We start from the raw sequence: 19,556 nt of genomic DNA, 5'->3' as shown, positions 1-19,556 counted from the left end.
CATGCCGGGGGACCCGGACGGCGACCGGCCCCGTCGGGGGCCGGTCGCGCTGGAACTGATGCTGGCGAGCGGCGCGGCGGCCGTCTCGGTCGCCTGGTTCCGGGCCTGGGCCGACACGCCCCCCAGGTTCAGCGAATACGTCGGGTTCCTGCCCCGGGCGGGTCCCCATGCCCGGGTGCTCCGCCCCGCATTCTCCTTTCGTTGGGTGTCGATCGTCCTGCTGGTGCCGCCGACACTAGCCCTGCTCTGCTCGCTGGTCCACCCCCCCCGCCCGACCCGGGCCGAGTCGCTCCACCGGCCGGGGGTGCTCGCCGCCCTGATCGTCTCGGCCGTGCTCCTGGTCCAGTCGGCCATGGCGGTCGCCCTCGGCCTGCTCTCGGGCGAGACACCGTGGTGGTACGTCGAGAGTCGGGCCTTCTTCGGCATCGGCGCCGAGGGGCTGGCGGTGGCGATCGGATGGGGGTTGCTCGCCCTCTGCCGGAGGTGGCGGCCTTCGCCTTCCTGGAGGGACCGGGCGGGCCGGCTGCTCGGCTGGGCCTGGATCGCCTCCTGGCTGTCGAGCGTGGTCCTGGTCGCCTACCCCCGGCTCGCGCCCTCGCCGACGCCGTCCCCCGTCGTCGAATGGGCGGAATCGGGAGCGATCGTGTCGGGAGGGCCCGACCAGCCTCACCCCCGAGGGGGACGCCTTCAAGGCCCCCCGGAACCCGCCCCAGAGGACACCCGATCCGTCTCCTCGCCCTCAGCGACGGCCCCCGACGAGAACCAGGCGACGCCATGAGCACCACGACCGCCCCCGCCTCGACGAAGTCGCGGACCCCCACCGCCGACGACCTGATCGCGATGCCCGACGACGGCGTCCGTCGCGAGCTGATCCGGGGAGAGCTGAGGGAAACCCCCATGACGCGACGGAACCGGTCCCACAGCGGGGTCGAGGCGAATATCGCCTACCTTCTCAAGGGCTGGCTCGACCGCCAGCCCGAGCCGAGGGGACGGGTCCACAGCGGGGAGGCGGGCTTCCGGATCCGCCAGGAGCCGGAAACCTTCGTCGGGATCGATGTCGCCTATGCTCCCCCCGAGCTGATCGCGGCCACCGATCCGGGCCGACCCTACTACGACGGCCCCCCGGCGCTGGCGGTCGAGATCCTCTCTCCTTCGGACACCCACGAGGACCTCGTCGAGAAGATCGCGCTGTACCTCGAGGCCGGCGTGGTCGTCTGGGAGGTCGACCCCGACTTCCGCACGATCCGGGTCCACCGCCCCGGGGAGGAGCCGGTGATGCACAACGTCCGCCAGCGACTCGGGGGAGATCCCTACTTGCCCGGGTTCGACGAGTCGGTCTCCCGGTTCTTCGAGTGATCCCTCCGGTGCTCCGATCTTCGGTCCGATCGAGGTGGGACATGCCGAACCGGGATGAGGCGTCGGGCGGTGTGGAGGTCGTGCCGGTGCTGATCGTCGGCGCCGGGCCGGTCGGCCTGGCGCTGGCGTGTTCGCTCCGCCGGCTGGGCGTCTCGTGTCGGGTCGTCGACTCGGGAGCCGGGCCGACGCCGGAGGGGGAGTCCCGGGCCCTCGGCCTCCAGGCCCGGACGATGGAGATCTTCGAGGCCCTCGGGGTCGCCGACACCCTGGTGGCCGGCGGCCTGGAAATCCGGGGCCTGGTGGCCTGGCGGGGCCGACGGCCCCGGTTCCGGCTCGACGCGAGTCCCCTGGAGGGGGAGACGAGGTACCCGTTCATCCTCTCGATCCCGCAGGGGGCCACCGAGCGGGCCCTGATCGACCGGCTCGAGGCGCTGGGGGGGCGGGTGGAATGGGGGACGAGGCTCTCGGGGCTGGGCCAGGATGGCGGGGGGGTGGACGCCGGGTTGACCGCCGATGACGGCCGCATCGAGAAGGCTCGGGCCGGGTGGCTCGTCGGCTGCGACGGCGCCCGGAGCACGGTGCGGGAGGCGCTCGGGCTGCGGTTCGAGGGGACCTCGAATCCCGAACGATTCCTGCTGGCCGACGTCGAGATCGACTGGGACCTGCCCCGGGACCACGGCCACCTGATGCTCACCCCCGAGGGGGTCGTCCCGGCCTTGCCGATGCCCCGGGAGCGGGCCTGGCGGCTGATTGACACCACCGCTCGGCTCGATTCGGACGAGCCGGCGGCGATCGTCGGCCGGTTCGACGACCTGCTCCGCAGGTATTCTCCCGTCCCGGCGACCTCGATGGGCCCGGCGACCTGGACCTCCGCCTTCCGCATCCACCGCCGGGCGGTCGGCCGGCTCCGAATCGGCCGCTGCCTGGTGGCCGGGGACGCGGCGCACATCCACAGCCCGGTCGGCGGCCAGGGCCTGAACACCGGGGTCCAGGATGCGTTCAACCTCTCCTGGAAGCTCGCCCTGGTGGCCCGGGGGGAGGCGCCCGACACCCTGCTCGACTCGTACGACGCCGAACGACGCCCGGTGGCCGAGGCCGTCCTCGCCGCGACCGACCGGGCGACCCGGGTGGTCACCCTCCGCAACCCCCTGGCCCGATGGGCCCGGGACTCGGCCGTCGCGACTCTGGTCCGCATCCCCCCGCTGCACCGGAGGCTGATCCGCTCCGTGGCCGACCTGGAGGTGACGTACCGAGGCGGCCCGCTCTCGATCGAGGAGTGGCCCCCCCATCCCCTCGACCGAGGGGACGGCCCCCGGCCCGGCGACCGGCTGCCCGACCTCCCTTCGGGGGCCTCCGGGGGGCTGCTCGACCACGCCCGGGGACCCTGGTTCACCCTGTTCCTCCTGCCGGGGATCGAGCCGCCGTCGGCCGCCGCCGGCGAGTCGATCCGGGCCGTGCTCGACCTCGCGGCCGGTCGCTTCGGGGAGATCGTCCGGGTCGTCCCGGTCGTCGGCCCCGGCGGGATGCCGGACGATGCGGTCCCCACGCCATCTTCCTCGATCGAGGATCCCGACGGCCGGATCCACCGACTCCTCGGCTGCCCGGGGCCGGGCCTGCTGCTGGTCCGACCCGACGGCCACCTCGGCTTTCGGTGCCGCCCCCCGGATGCGGGGAGGCTCCGGGGTTACCTGGACCGGTGCCTCGGCCTCGGCGCCGAGGTCGGGGGATGATCGGCCCTACCGCCGGGGGACGGCCAGGCGGTGGAGGAAGATCCCGGCCGCGACGGCGACGTTGAGCGACTCGGCCCCCGGCCGCATCGGGATCGTCACCCGGTGGTCGCAGCGATCGACCCAGGAGGGGGCGAGCCCGTGGGCCTCAGACCCCATGACGATCGCCAGGCGCTCCGGCCGCTCGAAGCGGTCGATCGGCGTGGCGTGCGGGTCGGTGACGGTCGCCACCAGCCGGAGGCCGAGGTCGGATCGCAGGCGGTCGAGCCGGGCCGCCAGGTCGTCGCAGGGGATCACGGGCAGGCCGAGCACCGTGCCCATCGACACCCGGAGCACTCGACGGGAGAGCGGGTCGGGGCAGGTCGGGCCGACGAGCACGGCGTCGACCCCGAAGACGTCGGCCGTGCGGACGATCGTCCCCAGGTTCTCCGGGTTCTGGACGACCGGGCAGGCGACCAGCGTCACCATCCCGGGCCGGGTCTCGACCAGTGATCCCGGGTCGATCGGCGGGAGCCGTCTCCCGGCCGCCAGCGCCCCCTGGTGGAAGTTGTAACCGACGAGGGTGCTGATCCGGGCGTGTTCGACCACGAATGCGGTCACGTCGCCGGGGAGGCTCGGGGCGATCCGATCGGCGTGGTGGTCGGAGAGCAGGACCGACTCGATCGGGTAGCGGCTGTCCCGGAGGCTGAGGACGAGCTTCTCCCCCTCGACCACGAAGAGGGGCAGCCCCCTCGTCTCGTTGGTCGCCTTCAGGTTGCGATAGATCGCCAGGCGGGGGTCGTCCAGGTCGTCGAGGGGGATGACGGGCATGGGTTCGGTCGGGTGCCTGGGCTCGGGGACCGTCTCAGTCTCGGAGGATGAACCGGGCCCGGCGGACGGAGAAGGCGTCGTCCCCCGAGAAGACGAGGTGGGCGGTTTGGCCGTCGTCTCCCATCCACTTCGTCGGCAGGACCTGGGTCTCTCCGGGGCCGACGTCCCACCGCTCGGTGTAGAAGACCGTGCGCCAGGGGCCCCAGGGCTCGGGGGCCTCGTAGATGCCGAAGCCCCCGGAGAATCGGATCGCGTCGGTGTCCTCGTCGGGGAGGGTCTGGCAGAGCAGGTATCGGCCGATGGCTGGATTGAAGGAGACGGTGGAGCGGTAGACCCTCCCCGGGTTCTCGAAGGCGGCGGCTCGGTCGGCCGGGGCTCGACTCCAGGTCGGGCTGCCCTCGCCGTCGAGCCAGGAGAAGAATTCGTAGGCATCCCGCTCGAAGACGGCATCTCGGGGGACCCGGGCGAGCACGAGGCGGTCGGCCGGCTCGTAGGCAGTCTCGGCGTCCGGGGAGTAGACGTAGATGAACTCGTCCCGGGCCCCGGCGTAATCCCGGCCGAAGTTGAGGAAGGTGGGGCAGCCGAAGCCGTCGGTGAACCGCCAGTCGGCCCAGGTCCACGAGGCGCCACGGTCGGTCGACCGGGCGACCTGCGCGTCGTCGAGGTTCCGGGCCAGCAGGTAGAGGACGCCGTCGACCATCAGGATCCCGCTCGCCTTCGCCCCCCGGGGGCCGTCCCCGGTGCGTTCGAGCGAGGGGGAGCGGAGGTTGTCGCCGACCGGGGCGTCGGGAGGCCCCTCGACCCGGGCGAGGCCGAGGCTGAGCTTCTCGGGGACGAACGGGCGGAAGCCCCGCCCGTCTCCGTAGGCGGTGTAAAGCGCGTCATCGTCGGCCCAGGTGGTCGGCCAGTTGTCGGAACCGGGGGCGAGGCGGACGATCTCCCGGGCCGGGGCCCAGTCGACCCCGACGATCCGTTCACTCGGCGGATACGGGGCATCCGCTCGGGGAGGGGCCGTCTGCACGGAGGCGGCCAGCGGCCGGAGGAACGGCCGGAGCACGTCGTAATGCGCGGCGCCGTCCTCGCGCTCCCAGGACTTCCCCGCCCGGGCGGCCACGACATCCAGGCTCGGGATGACCACGATCAGGCTGTCGTACAGGCCCCACGACCAATAGGCATCGCGGGGCACTTCCGGGATCATCCCGTCGGCGTTGTTCCACCAGAGCAGGCCGTAGTGGTCGGAGGCGTTGCCGTGTTCGCCGTCGCCGAACTCGGGCAGGCCGACCACGCCCTCGACCGGGGTCCGGACCGCATCCACGAATTCGCTGGGGAGGATCTGCCGATCCTTCCAGCGGCCCTGTCGGAGGTGGAGGTAACCGAACCGGGCCATCGCGTCGATGTCGGCGCTGATTCCCGAGCCGAACTCCCGGCGGGGGATGCCTTCGAGCTGTTTCGGCCGATAGGAATTGGCCCGCCAGGTCAGGTCATCGGGGCCGATGCCGATCGGCGAGAACAGCCGCTCGAACATCAGCTCGCCGAGGTCTCGGCGGTAGGACAGGGTCAGGGCGTCGGCCAGCCAGTTCGGGCCGCCGTCGCTGTAGTGCCAGGCGGTGCCGGGGCGGAACAGGAGCGGCTCGAAGCCGCCGGGCTTGGCGAAACCGGCGGTCTGCGAGGCGAGGTGGCGCAGGGTGATCTCGCCGAGCCAGCCCGATCCTCGGTTGGCCTGCGGGGAGACGCCGAACTCCGGGACGAGGTCGACGGCGAGGTCGTCGAGCGACCGGACGCCCTCGGTGATCGCCAGGCCGAGCGCCGCGGCCCCGAAGGATTTGGTGGTCGACTTCAGGTCGTAGCGTCGGTCCTGGTCTCCCCAGGCCGTCACGACCCGTCCGGAGCGGACGACCATCCCCGAGCCCTCGCCGGTGAGGGCGTAGTCCCGGACCCGGGCGAGGAGGGCCTCGTCCATCCCCAACTCGGCCGGGTCGGCCCGGGGCCAGTCGGCGCCGGGGTACGGGGCCTCTCCCCGGGCGGGGCAGGGCAGGCCGATCGCGAACGACACGGTGACCGCGAGGAGGCGCTGCGAGGGGGTCATCATCGGTCTCCTCGACTCGTGGCGACTCGCGACCGCCGACCGGTGATGGTCAGCGGCTCGCTTCCTTCTTCCACCAGTCCGGCCCGTCGCCGAGGACCGAGGCGTTCAGGCGGACGAGCCGCTCGGCCATCTCCCGGGAGCGGTCGGGGTGGCGGTCGGAGAGGTCGGTGGTCTCCTCGGGGTCGTCGGCGAGGTTGAACAGGAGGAACTCGGTCAGGTCGACGTTGCCGACGACCTTCCAGTCTCCTTCCCTCATGGCGACCCGGCTGTCGGGGCTGGAGATGTGGGTGCGCCAGTACATCGGCACGCTCCGCTCGATCGGCTCGCCGGAGAAGGCGGGGACCATGCTGGCGCCGTCGATGGTCCGATCGTCGGGCAGGGGGACATCGGCCACCTCGCAGACGGTGGCGAAGATGTCGGATCCGATCACGGGCACGTCGCTGACCGTGCCCGGCTCGATCCGGCCCGGCCATCGGGCGATCCCGGGGACGCGGATTCCCCCCTCGAAGTCGTCCCGCTTGCGGCCCCGGAGGCCGCCGGTCGACCCCCGGGTCCGGTCGCGCTGGGAGCCGGGGTCGTCCGGGTCTCCCTCGCCGGTCCCCTCGGGGCCGTTGTCGGAGGTGAAGAGGACGAGGGTCGAGTCGGAGAGCCCCTGGCGGTCCAGCTCCTCCATGAGCAGGCCGAAGGCGTGGTCGAGCTGCGAGACGTTGCCGTGGTGCTGGAGGACGCCGGGCTGGTCGGTGTACTCCTCATAGGGCGCCATGAAGCGGGGGTCGGACTCGATCGGCAGGTGGGGCTCGTGGGTCCAGACTTGGAGATAGAAGGGGGCGTCCCCGTCCCGGGCGTCCCGGAGCCAGTCGATCGCCTCGCCCACGACGAGGGGGGCCGAGAAGCCCTCCATCGGGCCGACGGGGTCGCCGTTGCGGACGAAGTTGGTCGGGTCCTTGTGGCTTGGGTCGGCGTTGTTCTGGGTGGCGAGCCAGTGGTCGAAGCCGTGGGCGTCGGGCTGGGGTTGCTCGGGCGAGTTGAACAGGCCGTTGAGGTGCCACTTGCCGACGTGGCAGGTCTGGTAGCCTCGCCCCTTGAGCAGCTCGGCCGAGGTGACCTCGCTGGTCCGGAGGTGGACCTCGTGCCCCTCGGAGATCCACCGGAAGACGCCGTTGCGATAGGGCGTCCGGCCGGTGAGGATCGCCGACCGGGACGGCGAGCAGACCCCGCAGGCGGCGTAGCACTGGGTGAACCGGACCCCCTGCGACGCGAACCGGTCGAGGTTCGGGGTCTTCATCACCGGGTTGCCGTAGCAGGCCAGGTCTCCCCAGCCGAGGTCGTCGGCGAGGAAGACGACGATGTTCGGCGGCGCCTGGTCCTGCCCCTCGGCCTGATTCGAGGGGCCGAGCAGGGCGAGCAGCAGGGCGGCCAGGGTCGCCTTCGAGTTCGCGATCCGGGTCATGGCGGCGTCACCTCAGTCTTCCAGGCGTCGGACGGAGACGAAGTAGGCCCCCCGGGAGCCTTCCGGACCTTCGAGCCAGGTCTGCAACCGGGTCGGCCCGGCCTCCAGCGGGATCCGGAACGTCGCCGACAGGTCCTCGGGCCCGACCGGCTGCGACCGGTCCACCTCGCCGATCACGAGGCGGGCCGTCTCGGCCTTCGGGCCGGGGCCGTCGTTGATCGGCCGGGGCTCCTCGACCGGCCATCGCCGCAGCTCGACCTCGTAGGTGCCGGCCCGATCGACCTCGACGGCCCAGAAGCCGTTGGCCACGCGCCCCTCCCGGATCATGGGCTGGTCCCAGGGCGGATCCGACTCGTGCCAGTCGTGGCAGGTCAGCCGGCTCGGGTTCTCCCGATCGGAGCCGAGGACGATCCGGGCGTACTCGCCGTGGGAGGAGGAGACGTCGGCCCACCAGCGATCGTAGACGGCCCGCAGGTCGGCGACGACCTCGGGATGATCGCCGGAGACGTCCCGGGCCTGGCCGGGGTCCTGTCCGATGTCGTACAGCTCCCGACCGTCGACCAGCCGCCAGCGCCCGGTCATCACTGCGCACTGCCGGTACTTCTCCGGGTGCTCGATGCGCTGGGATTCGACGACGATCGCCCGCTCGGGCCAGTCCGGCGTCCCCGGGCGGAGCAGGGGGGCGAGGCTCGTCCCGTCGAGGGCCTGGCCCTCGGGCCGATCGAGCCCGCAGAGGTCGATCAGCGTCGGCAGGAGGTCCAGATGGGCGGCAAGCTGATCAACATCCCTTCCTCCACCGATGTCTCCACCCGGCCACCGGACGAAGCAGGGGACGCGGTGGCCGCCGTCGTACGGGCTCCCCTTCCGGCCCCGCATCCCGGCGTCGTAACCGACCTCCCCTCGCACCCCGGCGGCGGTGCCGTTGTCGGTCAGGAACAGGAGCAGGGTGTCCTCGGCCAGGCCCCGTTCGTCGAGGAATGCGAGCAATCGGCCGACATTCTCATCGATGTTCGTGATCATCCCGTAGAAGGCGGCGTTGGGCACGTCGGGGTCGTTGGCGTACATCTCCTCGTAGCGTTCGGGCACCCGGTAGGGGCCGTGGGGGGCGTTGGTGGCCAGGTAGCAGAAGAAGGGGCGGTCGGCGGCGGCCTGGTCGCCGATGAAGTCGAGGGCGGCGTCGAACCAGGTGTCGGTGCAATAGCCGGCGGTCGGCCGGGCCCGGCCGTCGTCGAAGTAGGTGTCGTCGAAGGAGTCGTTGCCCCAGTAATCGGGGGTCTGGCCGACGCCCCCGCCGCCGTGGACGAAGGCGCGGGCGAAGCCCCGGTCCTGGGGGCGGGAGGGGGCGTTGTCCCCGAGGTGCCACTTGCCGAAGATGCCGGTGGCGTAGCCCGACCGCGAGAAGGCGTCGGCCATGGTCGTCTCGCCCTCCGGGAGGATCGAGCGGCCCATGATCGTGTGCCAGACGCCGACCCGGCCGGAGTACCGGCCGGTCATCAGGGCGGCCCGGGTCGGCGCGCAGGTCGGGTCGACGTGGAAGTCGGTGAGCCGGACGCTCCCGGCGTGCAGGGCGTCGAGGTTCGGCGTGCGGAGGACGGGGTTGCCGTGACAGCCGAGGTCGCCGTAGCCCTGGTCGTCGGTCATGATCAGGAGGACGTTCGGCCGCCGGGCAGGCGCCTTGGGCTCCTGGGAGAAGGCCGGCCGGAGGGCCGTCATGGCCAGCACGACGGCGCAGCAGGCGGCGAAAGAGCACACCCTCGCGCAATCACGATGAGATCGAATCATCACAGTCTCCGGGCCGGAGCCCCGGTCCGATCGCCCCGCACGACCTCGTGGAGTCGCGGTCCGGGCGGAGTATAATGGGCGATCGCGAGGGCCGTCCACCGGCCATCCGCCCGGCGTGGCGAATCTCGACCGGGCTCTCCCCCCGTCCGCACCACCCCCCGCGAGGGAAGATCATCATGAGAGCGACCGTCGTGATCTGGTCGGCATTGGCCCTGGCGACGCTGGCGTCGCCGGGCCTGCCGGCCTGCCGGGCCGAGGCCCAGGCGCCGGGCCGGCTGGCCCTGGACAAGGGCGACCGGATCATCCTCATCGGCAATACCCTCGCCGAGCGGATGCAGTACTTCGGCCACTGGGAGACCCTGCTCCACAGCCGGTTCCCCGAGCTGGAACTGGTCGTCCGCAACCTCGGCTGGTCGGCCGACGAGCTGACCCTGCGGCCCCGCTCCAAGGATTTCGACGACCACGGCCACACCCTGGCGGACGAGAAGCCTGACGTCGTGATCGCCGCCTTCGGCTTCAACGAGTCCTTCGGCGGGCCCGAGGGGCTTGACGGGTTCCGGTCGGACCTGGAGGCCTTCATCGACGAGACGACCACCACCCCCTACGACGGCGAGGCCCCGCCGACGCTCGTCCTCCTCTCGCCGATCGCCCACGAGGACCTCGGCAAGCGGACGCTCCCCGACGGCTCGGAGAACAACGAGAACCTCGCCCTCTACGCCGAGGCGATGGCCGAGGTCGCCCGCTCCAAGGGGGTCCAGTTCGTCGACCTGTTCCACCCCACCAAGGAGGGGTATGAGGCCGACGACGAGCCCTGGACCTTCAACGGCGTCCACCTCACCGACGAGGGCAATCGCAAGCTCGCCCCGATCCTCGACGAGTCGCTCTTCGGCCCCCGCCCCGGGCCGGGCTCGATCGCGGCCGACATGGACGCCCTGCACGAGGCGGTCCAGGACAAGAACAAGCAATTCTTCTATGACTACCGCGCCATCAACGGCTTCTACATCTACGGCGGCCGCAAGGAGCCGTTCGGCGTGGTCAACTTCCCCGCCGAGTTCGCCAAGCTCCGCAAGATGATCGAGGTCCGGGACCGGCGGATCTGGGAGGTCGCCCGCGGGAACGAGGTCCCCGAAGAGGTCGACGACTCCGGCACCGGCGAGTTCGCCAGGATCGAGAGCAACGTCGAGGGGCCGATCTCCATCACCTCCCCCGCGGAGACGCTAAGGTCGTTCGTCCTGCCCGAGGGGTACGAGATCAACCTATTCGCCTCCGAGCAGGAGTTCCCGGACCTGAAGAACCCCTGCCAGATGGCCTTCGACCCCGAGGGCCGCCTCTTCGTCACCACGATGGCGTCGTACCCGATGTACCTGCCCGGCACCCCCGTCGACGACAAGATCCTCATCCTCGAGGACACCGACGGCGACGGCAAGGCCGATCAGCAGACCACCTTCGCCCGCGGCCTCCAGGTCCCGACCGGCATCGAGCTCGGCGACGGCGGCGCCTACGTCGCCCAGCAGCCGAACCTGGCGTTCATCAAGGACACCGACGGCGATGACGTCGCCGACGAGTACTCCTACAAGCTGCACGGCTTCGACACCGCCGACTCCCACCACTCCCTCAGTGCCTTCACCTGGGGCCCCGGCGGCGCCCTCTACTTCCAGGAGGGGACCTTCCACCACACCCAGATCGAGACGCCGTACGGCCCCGAGCGCGTGAAGGACGCCGCCGTCTTCCGCTACGAGCCGCTCACCGAGAAGGTGGACATCTTCATCTCCTACCCCTTCGCCAACCCCTGGGGCCACTACTTCGACCGCTGGGGCCAGAACTTCGTGGCCGACGCCTCCGGGGGCGCCAATTACTACGGCACCGCCTTCTCCGGCTCCGTCGACTACGGGCGGAAGCACCGGCCGATGGAACAGTTCCTCGCCATGCAGTGGCGGCCCACCTCCGGCTGCGAGCTGGTCGCCAGCGGCAACTTCCCCGACGACGCCCAGGGCAACTACCTGCTCAACAACGTCATCGGCTTCCACGGCGTCCTCCAGTACAGGATGCGGGAGGAGGGCTCCGGCTTCGCCGCCGACCCGGTCGAGCCGCTCCTGCGCTCCACCGACACCAACTTCCGGCCCGTCGACCTCGAATTCGGCCCGGACGGCGCCCTGTACCTGGTCGACTGGTTCAACCCGCTGATCGGCCACATGCAGCACTCGATCCGCGACCCGAACCGCGACGTCAATCACGGCCGGATCTGGCGGATCCGCTACACCGGCAAGCCGCTCGTCGAGCCCGCCAAGATCGCCGGGGAGCCGGTCCCGGCCCTGCTCGACCTGCTGAAGTCCTACGAGGACCGCACCCGCTACCGCACCCGGATCGAGCTGCGGACCCGGGACGTGGACGAGGTCATGTCGGCCCTCGACGCCTGGGTCGCCGACCTCAACCGGGACGACCCGGAGTACTGGCGGCAGATGCTCGAGGCCCTCTGGGTCCACCAGCAGTTCGACGTGGTCGACCCGGAGTTCCTGGAGACCGTCCTCCGATGCCCCGAGCCGAAGGCCCGGGCCGCGGCCACCCGGGTCCTGGGATACTGGCGGGACCGGGTCGAAGACCCGATCGGCATGCTGCAGATCCAGGTGAACGACGAGCACCCCCGGGTCCGGCTCGAGGCCGTCCGGGCCCTCAGCTTCTTCGAGGGCGAGGACGCGATCCGGGCCCAGGAGGTGGCGCTCGAGTCGCTGCTCCATCCCCAGGACTATTACCTGGAATACACCCTGAACGAGACGAACGCGACCCTCGGCGACCGCATCCTCGCGATCGACGCCGAGTGACCCCGGACCGCCGCGCGGCCCCCCGGCCCGGACCGGGCCGGGGGGGCGCCCGGCGGCCCCCCTCGCGATCGCGTTCGCCCGCACGCCCGCCCTTCCCGATCCGATCCCACCCGCCGCCCGATGTCCGATCCGCCGAGAATCCCGACCGAGGAGTACCGATGATCCCGATGGCTCCCCCGACCCGATCGCGGTCGGCCGCGGCCCGGCTCGCCCCGATCGCGGCCGCGCTGGCCCTGCTCTCGACGGCCGCCGCCGCCCAGGAGAGCGCCATGGTCAAGATGCTCCGCAGCGGCCGGGTCCCCGCCGACCGCCAGGGGACGCTCATCACCCTGATCGGCCGCCAGGGCTCCCCGGCCGACCTGGGATTCCTGCTCGAATTCGCCACCCGGCCCGAGGGGGTCTCGCAGGAGAGCCGCACCCTCGCCCTGGATGCCCTCTCCGAGGCCGCCCGGACCCGGAGCGTCGCCCCCGAGGGAGACCGATCGAAGATCGCCGGGCTGATCCGGGGCGAGTCCGCCCCCGAGGATCGGGAGGCCCGCCTGGCGGCGATCCGCCTGGCCGGCGCCTGGAAGGTGGAGGGGGCCAGCGCCGCCCTCGCCGCCCTCGCCGCCGACGCCGGGGAGCCCCGACCGCTCCGGGACGCCTCGCTCGATGCGCTGGCCGACCTCGGCGGCCCGTCCAGCCGACGGGCGATCGAGGCGCTTTCCGGCCCCGGGCAGCCGGCCGACGTCCGATTGCTCGCCATCGCCGCCCTGGCGAGCCTGGACGTCGACGCCGCGGCCGAGAAGGCCGTCGCCGCGCTCGGCGAGGGAGTCGGGGACATCGACGCGATCGCCCCGCTGATGGGCGCGTTCCTCGACCGCCAGGTCGGCCCCGACCGGCTGGCGACGGAGATCACCGAGGAAGGGCTCTCGGCCGACGCCGCGAAGCTGGCCCTGCGTTACATGTATTCCGTCGGCCGGACCGACCCGAGCCTCGTCGCCGCGCTCAGCAATGCCGCCGGCATCAATGCCGAACCCGCCCCGCTCTCCGAGGCCGAGATGCAGCAGCTCATCGCCGACGTCGTCGAGCACGGCGACCCCGAGGCCGGTGAGGTCGTCTTCCGCCGGGAGGACGTCAACTGCGTGAAGTGCCACGCCCTCAGCGGCGCCGGCGGCGACATCGGCCCGGACCTCAGCCCCATCGGCGCCAGCTCCCCGCCGGACTACCTGATCCGGTCGCTCCTCTACCCCGAGGAGGCGGTCAAGGAGGAATATCAGGTCCGCACCGTGCTGACGATCGACGGCCAGATTTTCCAGGGGATCGTCAAGGAATCGAGCAACGAGCGAATCGTGCTCAGGGAGGCCACCGGGACCGATCGGGTGGTCCCGACCGCCGACGTCGAGGACGAGAAGTCCGGCGGCTCGCTGATGCCCAAGGGGCTGCCGAACTTCCTGACCCGGGACGAGTTCGTCGACCTCGTCGCCTTCCTCTCGCGGCTCGGCAAGCCCGGCCCGTACGCGATCCGGTCCACGCCGACGGTCCAGCGCTGGCGGGTCCTCCCGCTCCCGAGCGCCTCCGACTCCGTCGACCCCGACGACGCCGGGGGCGGCGACCTGCCGGCCTCGATCGCCTCGGCCGAGCCGGTCTCCTGGCGGGCCGCCTACGGCAAGACCGGCGGCACCCTGCCGCTGGACGAGGTCGCCCGATCGCTCGGGACGACCGTCTTCGCGGCCCGGGGCGAGGTCGACGTGACCGAGGCAGGCGCCCTCTCCTTCTCGGTCGACTCCCCCGAGGGCCTGTCCCTCTGGCTCGACGGCGAGCCGATCGACCCGGCCGGATCCTTCACGGCCGAACTCGGGGTCGGCCGGCATGCCCTGACGATCCGGGTCGACGCCGAGGCCCGGTCGGGCGACGGGCTCCGCGTCGAGGTCACCCGGGCCGAGGGATCGGAGGCCGAATTCACGGTCGTCGGCGGGCCTTGAGCCGCCGTCCAGGGGGTTCCCGCGACGCGCTTCGAGGTCGCGGGGACGATCGACGGAGGGGTCATCCTCCCGTCCGATGCGAACCGCGTCCCGGGGTGTCTCGCCAGATCCGGTCCCCCTCCGGCCCCGTGATCGAGCTTGCCCCCTCCTCCTGCCCCGCTACAATCCGGGCCCGTCGGCCCGGATTGGCCCGATGGCGCAGGAGGACCGCCCGATGAGCAGGAGAGCCCGGCGACGCGTCGCGATCCTCGCGGCCCTCGCCGTCGTCGTCCCGCTGACCGCATTCCGGCACGACCTGTTCGAGAAGCGGGTCAGGGTGATCGCCCCCGGCGTGATCGTCCGGGGGGCCTGGCAGCGTCCCGGGCCGCTCCGCAGGATGATCGAGCGCGAGGGGATCCGGACGGTCGTCACGCTCACGGCGATCAACGCCCACGACCCCAAGTACGTCGACCAGGAGCGCGTGATCCGGCGGACCGGGGTCGACTGGGTGATCGTGCCGATGAGGGGATCGACGGCCACGCTCGACCAGCTCGCCGAGGCGGCCGACCTGCTGGCCAATCCCGACCGGCAGCCGGTCTTCTTCCACTGCGTCGGCGGCCACCACCGGACGAACCTGGTGCACGCGGCCTACCGGATCCGGCACGAGGGGTGGTCGGCCGCTCGGGCCTGGCGGGAGCTGGAGCGGTTCCCCTGGACCGAGCCCGAAGACGCACTGGACGACCGCCCCCTGATCGAGGCCTTCGCCGCGCTCCACCGCCCGAGTCCCGAGGAGGCCGAGGATGGCCCGCAGACGGATCTCACGACGAGTCGCCCGATCCCTGGCGGCGACCCTGCTGCTGACCTCGGCCCTCGTCGGCTGGCGATGGGCGACGGGGAACGTCGGCGTCGTTGAGCCGACCCGGATCTATCGATCGAGGCAGCTCGACGCCGGGGCCCTCTCCCGCCTGATCGGAGACCGAGGGATCCGGACCGTCCTGAACCTCCGGGGCCCCAACCCGGGGGCCGAGTGGTACCCCGCGGAGCGCCTCGCCACCATCGGGGCCGGCGCGACCCTGATCGACGTGCCGCTCGCCTCGGACTACTGGCTCACCCCGGAACAGGCCCGGGGCCTGGTCGAGGTGCTCGACACGGCCGAGCGGCCCCTGCTCATCCACTGCCAGTTCGGCGCCGAGCGTACCGGGCTCGTCTCCATGATGGCCGTCCTCCTCCGCCCCGGGGGCACGCTGGAGGAGGCCCGGTCCCAGTTCTCGCCCTATTACCTGTACCTGCCGACCGAGGACGGACTGGTGATGCTCGGGCATCTCCGCCAGTATGAGGGCTGGCTGGGCCGGGAAGGGGCCGACCACTCTGCGGAGGTCTTCCGCCGGTGGATCGACCGGCACTACCGGCCGGGCACCCCGAACCGGTCGGAGTGGCCCTACGACCCCTACCCACTCCGCGTCGTCACCCGGCCTGCGGAGTCGGACACCGCCGCCCGATGACGACCGGCCCAGGGAGCGAGCCCGACATGACGGAGCACCACGACCTGCCCATCCGGGTCCGATACGCCGAGACCGACCGGATGGGGCTGCTCCACCACGCCAATTACCTCGTCTACTTCGAGATGGGCCGGACCGAGCTGCTCCGGGCCCGAGGGCTCTCCTACCGGGAGATCGAGGACTCCGGCTACCTGCTCGTCATCATCGATGTCGGGTGCAAGTACAAGCGGCCGGCCCGATACGACGACCTGCTGACGCTCCGGACCTCGGTCCAACGCGTCACCCACGTCAAGATCGTCCACCGCTATGAGCTGCTCCGGGGCGGCGAGCTGCTGGCCGAGGGCCACTCCACCCTCGCCTGCGTCGACCGCGACGGCCGCCCCCAGCCCCTGCCCGAGCTGCTGCGGGGAGGGGCGGGCGAGTGATCGGGGGGCCTGGCCGGGGCCGGGTCGAGGGTTCAGGTCCCCTCGACGTGCTCGCCGAAGAAGCTCTCGGCCTCCCGGACGACCGAGGCGTAGATCGCCGACGCCTCCGCCTCGTTCAGGCCGATCAGGGAGCGTGCCTGGTCCAGGTTCTTCCGCTCCCGCTCGGTGAAGACGCGATCGGCCACGGCCCGGCGGACCATCATGGCGAACTCGTCGAGCATCAGGCCACGCATCCAGGTCTCGTCGAACCGCTTGGCCCGGCCCTCCCGGACCAGGACCTCCCACCGGGGCTCGGAGTCGGGCAGCTCGTCGAGCAGGTGTCGGAGCTTGCGGACCCACTGGGTGCGGTCGTAGTCCAGGGGAGTCCCCCCGGCGGTCTCCTCCGGGGCCCGCTCGGCGAGGTCCCCCTCGTCGAGCCCCCAGGCCTCGATCAGCCGGCTCCTGGTGCGTTCGTCCAGCGTCGACGCCCGATTCCGGGCGCCATGCAAGAGCTCGAAGAGTCCCATCACGTTCCCCCTGTCCTGGCCGCGTCGACGGGGCCCCGGGCACGCGTCGATCCGGCGATGTCCCGCTCTCGTGGTCGTTCGACCCCGGACGCCCGGCCTCACTCCCGGATCGCCCGGCACGTCCCCGCTCGATCGCTCGGCGTTGGTCCGGGCAAGGGCGTCGCGCCGGCCGATGCGGCGCGCGATGGGCGGACCCCAGGCGGAAACCGCGACGTCCCTTGACGCAAACCTCGGGCCGAGTGCTCGACCTGGCATGATCGGCCGTCCCGGCGGAATCCCCCGGAAAGGCGTTGAATCAAGGTTGAATCCCCCCGATAATGCCATGATCGACCCACTCCCGCCAGCGATCCCCCCCGTCAGAGCCCCCTCGGCCCCGCCCCCCCAGCCCCGAGGTCTGCGACGTGATTCGAGTCCGGTATCGATCCCCCCGACTGATTGCCCCCCTGATCCTCGGCCTCCTGCTCCTCCCCCGGCCCTCCCGGGCCTCGGAGCAGGGGGACGCGGCGGCCGCGGCCGAGGAGTACCGGTCCCGGATCGGCCCCCTGCTGGAGACGTACTGCTATTCCTGCCACGGCGACGAGACGCAGAGTGCCGACCTGAACCTCCAGTCTTACGCCGAGGTCGCCTCGATCGCCTCGGACCGCGACCGCTGGGAGCTGATCCGATCCTTCATCGAGGACGGGGACATGCCCCCGGCGGGGGTCGAGCCGAGGCCCTCGGGGGCCGAAGTCGACGAACTCTCGGGCTGGATCGCCGCGACGCTCTCCCAGATCGACTGCAATCTCGTCGAGCCCGGCAACGTCACCCTCAGGAGGCTCAATCGGGCCGAATATGATTATACGGTCCGCGACCTGCTCGGCGTCGACTTCCAGCCCGCCGAAGAATTCCCGGCCGACGACGTCGGCTACGGCTTCGACAACATCGGCGACGTGCTCACGCTCGACCCGCTGCTCCTGGAGAAGTACCTGGAGGCGGCCGAGGAGATCACCCGGCGGGCCATCGACATCGCCGGCCCCGGTCCCGGCAAGACCGTCGGCTACGACGGTCGACTGATCCGGGACAAGGGGGGCCGGCCTCACGGCGACGACGACCAGATCCTCGCCTCCGAGGGCGAACTCGGCATCGACCACGCCTTCGAGACCGACGGCCGGTACGTCCTCAGGGCCCGGGTGTACGGCGACCAGGCCGGGGACGAGCCCGTCCGGATGGCCATCCGGGTCGACGGCCGCACGCTCCGGGAGTTCGAGGTCGAGGCGACCCGGCGATCGAGGATGACCTACGAGGTGCCCGTCGCCCTGAAGGCCGGGACGAGGCGGGTCGCCGTCGCCTTCCTGAACGACTACTACGACGAGGACGCCGGGGAGCGGCCAGCCGACCGCAACCTGATCGTCAACCGCCTGGAGGTCCAGGGGCCGACCGACCCGGTCGTCTCGAAGGAAGTCGAGTCCCTCGACGACGACGCCGGCGGCCAGCTTTACGGCGGGAAGGGGCGCCTCCTCGCCACCGCCGGCGAGATCTCCTTCCGGCATGACTTCGAGGCCGAGGGCGAATACCGGATCCGGGTCGTCGCCTTCGCCCAACAGGCCGGCCCCGACCCCGCCCGGCTCGGCGTCAAGTTCGACGGCGAGACCGTCGACGTCCTCGACGTCCCCAGCTCCGAGGCCGAGCCCGGCACCTTCGAGGCCCGCGTCCGGGTCAAGCGGGGCAAGCGGGCCGTCGCCCTGTCCTTCCTGAACGACTACTACAACCAGGACCACCCCGACGAGGCCCTCCGGGGCGACCGCAACCTCGTCCTCGACCGCGTCGAGTTCGTCGGGCCGGTCGAGTCGTACTACCACGCCCTGCCCGAGTCGCATCGCCGGGTCATCGCCGGGCCCGCCCTGAGCGGTTCCTACGAGGAGGTCGCCCACGCGAGCCTCCGACGCCTCGCCAACCGCGCCTATCGCCGCCCGAGCACCCCGGAGGAGGTCGAGGGGCTGATGGGCCTCTTCCGGATGGTCCGACGCGACGGCGCCTCGTTCGAGGAGGCGATGCGGGTGGCCGTACAGGCGATCCTCGTCTCGCCGAACTTCCTGTTCCGGGTGGAGTACGGCTCCGCCCCCGACCCGGGCCTCCCCGGGGACGTCCGGCCGCTGACCGACTGGGAGCTCGCCTCCCGCCTCTCCTATTTCCTCTGGAGCAGCATGCCCGACGAGGAGCTGTTCCGCGCCGCCTTCGAGGGGCGGCTCCAGGACCCCGGGGAGCTGGCCCGGCAGGCCCGACGGATGCTCCAGGACCCCCGAGCCTCCCGCTTCATCGAGCGGTTCGCCGGCCAGTGGCTCCAGATCCAGAACCTCGACGCGGTCGCCCCCGACCCCGACCGCTTCCCCGAGTTCGACGACGAGCTTCGGCGTGCCATGAGGCGCGAGACCGAGCTGTTCTTCGGGGCGATCGTCCGGGAGGACCGCAGCGTCCTCGACCTCCTCGACGCCGACTACACCTTCCTCAACGACCGGCTGGCGACGCATTACGGCATCCCCGGCGTGGAGGGCCCCGAATTCCGCCGGGTCGACCTCCCCGGGGACGCCCGGCGCGGCGGCGTGCTCACCCAGGCCAGTATCCTGACGATCACGTCCAACCCGACGCGGACCTCCCCCGTGAAGCGGGGCAAGTACATCCTCGACCAGATCCTCGGCTCCCCGATCCCGCCGCCTCCCCCCGACGTCCCCGAGCTGGAGGAGGGCCCCGAGCTGGCCGGCACCCTCCGGCAGCGGATGGAGCAGCACAGCACGAATCCCTCGTGCGCCTCCTGCCACCGGAGGATGGACCCGCTCGGCTTCGGCCTCGAGAACTTCGACGCCGTCGGCCGCTGGCGGGACTCGGACGGCGAGGCCCCGATCGACGCGTCGGGCACCCTCCCCGGCGGCGACTCGTTCGCCGGGCCGGGCGACCTGGTGGCCCTCCTGAAGGCCCGGGCCGACGACTTCGCCCGGACCCTGGCCGAGAACCTGATGACCTACGCGCTCGGGCGCGGGCTCGAGTACTACGACCGGTGCGCCGTCGACCGCATCCTGGCCGACCTCGACGGCCACGACTCCCGGTTCGGCCGGCTGGTCGCCGACATCGTCACGAGCGACGCCTTCCGCATGCGGAAGGTCGAAGGAGGCAACTGAG

General features: G+C 71.8%; 14 protein-coding genes. 9 read left to right on the top strand and 5 right to left on the bottom strand.

Going from position 1 to position 19,556, the window contains the following annotated elements:
- The first annotated feature begins 1 nt into the window (after position 1).
- Genes ElP_RS38860 through ElP_RS28930 form a run of 3 tightly spaced genes read left to right on the top strand, consistent with a single transcriptional unit; the run spans position 2 to position 3,086 of the window.
- Positions 2-778 carry a hypothetical protein gene (locus tag ElP_RS38860; RefSeq protein WP_197446464.1) on the top strand — a complete coding sequence of 259 codons (777 nt, stop codon included), beginning with the start codon at positions 2-4 and terminating at the stop codon, positions 776-778.
- Positions 775-1,356, top strand: a complete 582-nt coding sequence (locus ElP_RS38855; RefSeq protein ID WP_197446463.1) for a Uma2 family endonuclease — start codon at positions 775-777, stop codon at positions 1,354-1,356. The genes ElP_RS38860 and ElP_RS38855 overlap by 4 nt, the downstream gene beginning before the upstream one ends.
- A 41-nt stretch (positions 1,357-1,397) precedes the next feature.
- Positions 1,398-3,086, top strand: a complete 1,689-nt coding sequence (locus ElP_RS28930; RefSeq protein ID WP_145276161.1) for an FAD-dependent monooxygenase — start codon at positions 1,398-1,400, stop codon at positions 3,084-3,086.
- A gap of 6 nt (positions 3,087-3,092) precedes the next feature.
- Here the strand turns inward: ElP_RS28930 and ElP_RS28925 are convergent, their stop codons facing one another.
- The 4 genes from ElP_RS28925 to ElP_RS28910 are packed head-to-tail and all read right to left on the bottom strand — an operon-like array spanning position 3,093 to position 9,211.
- Positions 3,093-3,893 carry a TrmH family RNA methyltransferase gene (locus tag ElP_RS28925; RefSeq protein WP_145276159.1) on the bottom strand — a complete coding sequence of 267 codons (801 nt, stop codon included), beginning with the start codon at positions 3,891-3,893 and terminating at the stop codon, positions 3,093-3,095.
- Between the two features lie 34 nt (positions 3,894-3,927).
- Positions 3,928-5,982: a serine hydrolase gene (locus tag ElP_RS28920; protein ID WP_145276157.1), complete on the bottom strand. Its 2,055-nt coding sequence runs from the start codon at positions 5,980-5,982 to the stop codon at positions 3,928-3,930.
- A gap of 46 nt (positions 5,983-6,028) precedes the next feature.
- A complete protein-coding gene (locus ElP_RS28915) occupies positions 6,029-7,429 on the bottom strand; it encodes a sulfatase-like hydrolase/transferase (protein ID WP_145276155.1) in 1,401 nt (466 codons plus the stop codon).
- Between the two features lie 12 nt (positions 7,430-7,441).
- The gene (locus tag ElP_RS28910; RefSeq protein WP_197446462.1) at positions 7,442-9,211 is read right to left on the bottom strand and encodes an arylsulfatase; all 1,770 of its coding nucleotides are present in this window, start codon (positions 9,209-9,211) and stop codon (positions 7,442-7,444) included.
- A 176-nt stretch (positions 9,212-9,387) separates the two neighbouring features.
- Between ElP_RS28910 and ElP_RS28905 the strand changes: the two genes are divergently transcribed.
- The 5 genes from ElP_RS28905 to ElP_RS28885 all read left to right on the top strand — a co-directional run bounded on the left by ElP_RS28905 (position 9,388) and on the right by ElP_RS28885 (position 15,897).
- On the top strand, positions 9,388-12,030 hold the full coding sequence (locus ElP_RS28905; protein ID WP_145276153.1) for a PVC-type heme-binding CxxCH protein: 2,643 nt from the start codon (positions 9,388-9,390) through the stop codon (positions 12,028-12,030).
- 167 nt (positions 12,031-12,197) lie between these two features.
- The gene (locus ElP_RS28900) at positions 12,198-13,994 is read left to right on the top strand and encodes a hypothetical protein (RefSeq protein ID WP_197446461.1); all 1,797 of its coding nucleotides are present in this window, start codon (positions 12,198-12,200) and stop codon (positions 13,992-13,994) included.
- 214 nt (positions 13,995-14,208) lie between these two features.
- Positions 14,209-14,886 carry a protein-tyrosine phosphatase family protein gene (locus ElP_RS28895; protein ID WP_197446460.1) on the top strand — a complete coding sequence of 226 codons (678 nt, stop codon included), beginning with the start codon at positions 14,209-14,211 and terminating at the stop codon, positions 14,884-14,886.
- A complete protein-coding gene (locus ElP_RS28890) occupies positions 14,774-15,475 on the top strand; it encodes a tyrosine-protein phosphatase (RefSeq protein ID WP_145276147.1) in 702 nt (233 codons plus the stop codon). Before ElP_RS28895 ends, ElP_RS28890 begins: the two co-directional genes overlap by 113 nt.
- A 26-nt stretch (positions 15,476-15,501) precedes the next feature.
- Positions 15,502-15,897, top strand: coding sequence for an acyl-CoA thioesterase (locus ElP_RS28885; RefSeq protein ID WP_145276145.1), 396 nt, complete (start codon positions 15,502-15,504; stop codon positions 15,895-15,897).
- A 32-nt stretch (positions 15,898-15,929) separates the two neighbouring features.
- Here ElP_RS28885 and ElP_RS28880 read toward each other — a convergent pair whose 3' ends face one another.
- Positions 15,930-16,403: a hypothetical protein gene (locus ElP_RS28880; RefSeq protein ID WP_145276143.1), complete on the bottom strand. Its 474-nt coding sequence runs from the start codon at positions 16,401-16,403 to the stop codon at positions 15,930-15,932.
- A 401-nt stretch (positions 16,404-16,804) separates the two neighbouring features.
- On the opposite strand from ElP_RS28880, the gene ElP_RS28875 reads away from it, so the two are divergent.
- The gene (locus ElP_RS28875; protein ID WP_145276141.1) at positions 16,805-19,555 is read left to right on the top strand and encodes a DUF1592 domain-containing protein; all 2,751 of its coding nucleotides are present in this window, start codon (positions 16,805-16,807) and stop codon (positions 19,553-19,555) included.
- Position 19,556 lies beyond the last annotated feature (1 nt).

It is taken from the genome of Tautonia plasticadhaerens (genome assembly GCF_007752535.1).
Taxonomy (GTDB): domain Bacteria; phylum Planctomycetota; class Planctomycetia; order Isosphaerales; family Isosphaeraceae; genus Tautonia; species Tautonia plasticadhaerens.
The sequence above is the reverse complement of the archived record's forward strand: the minus strand, read 5'-3'. Positions and strand labels throughout refer to the sequence as shown.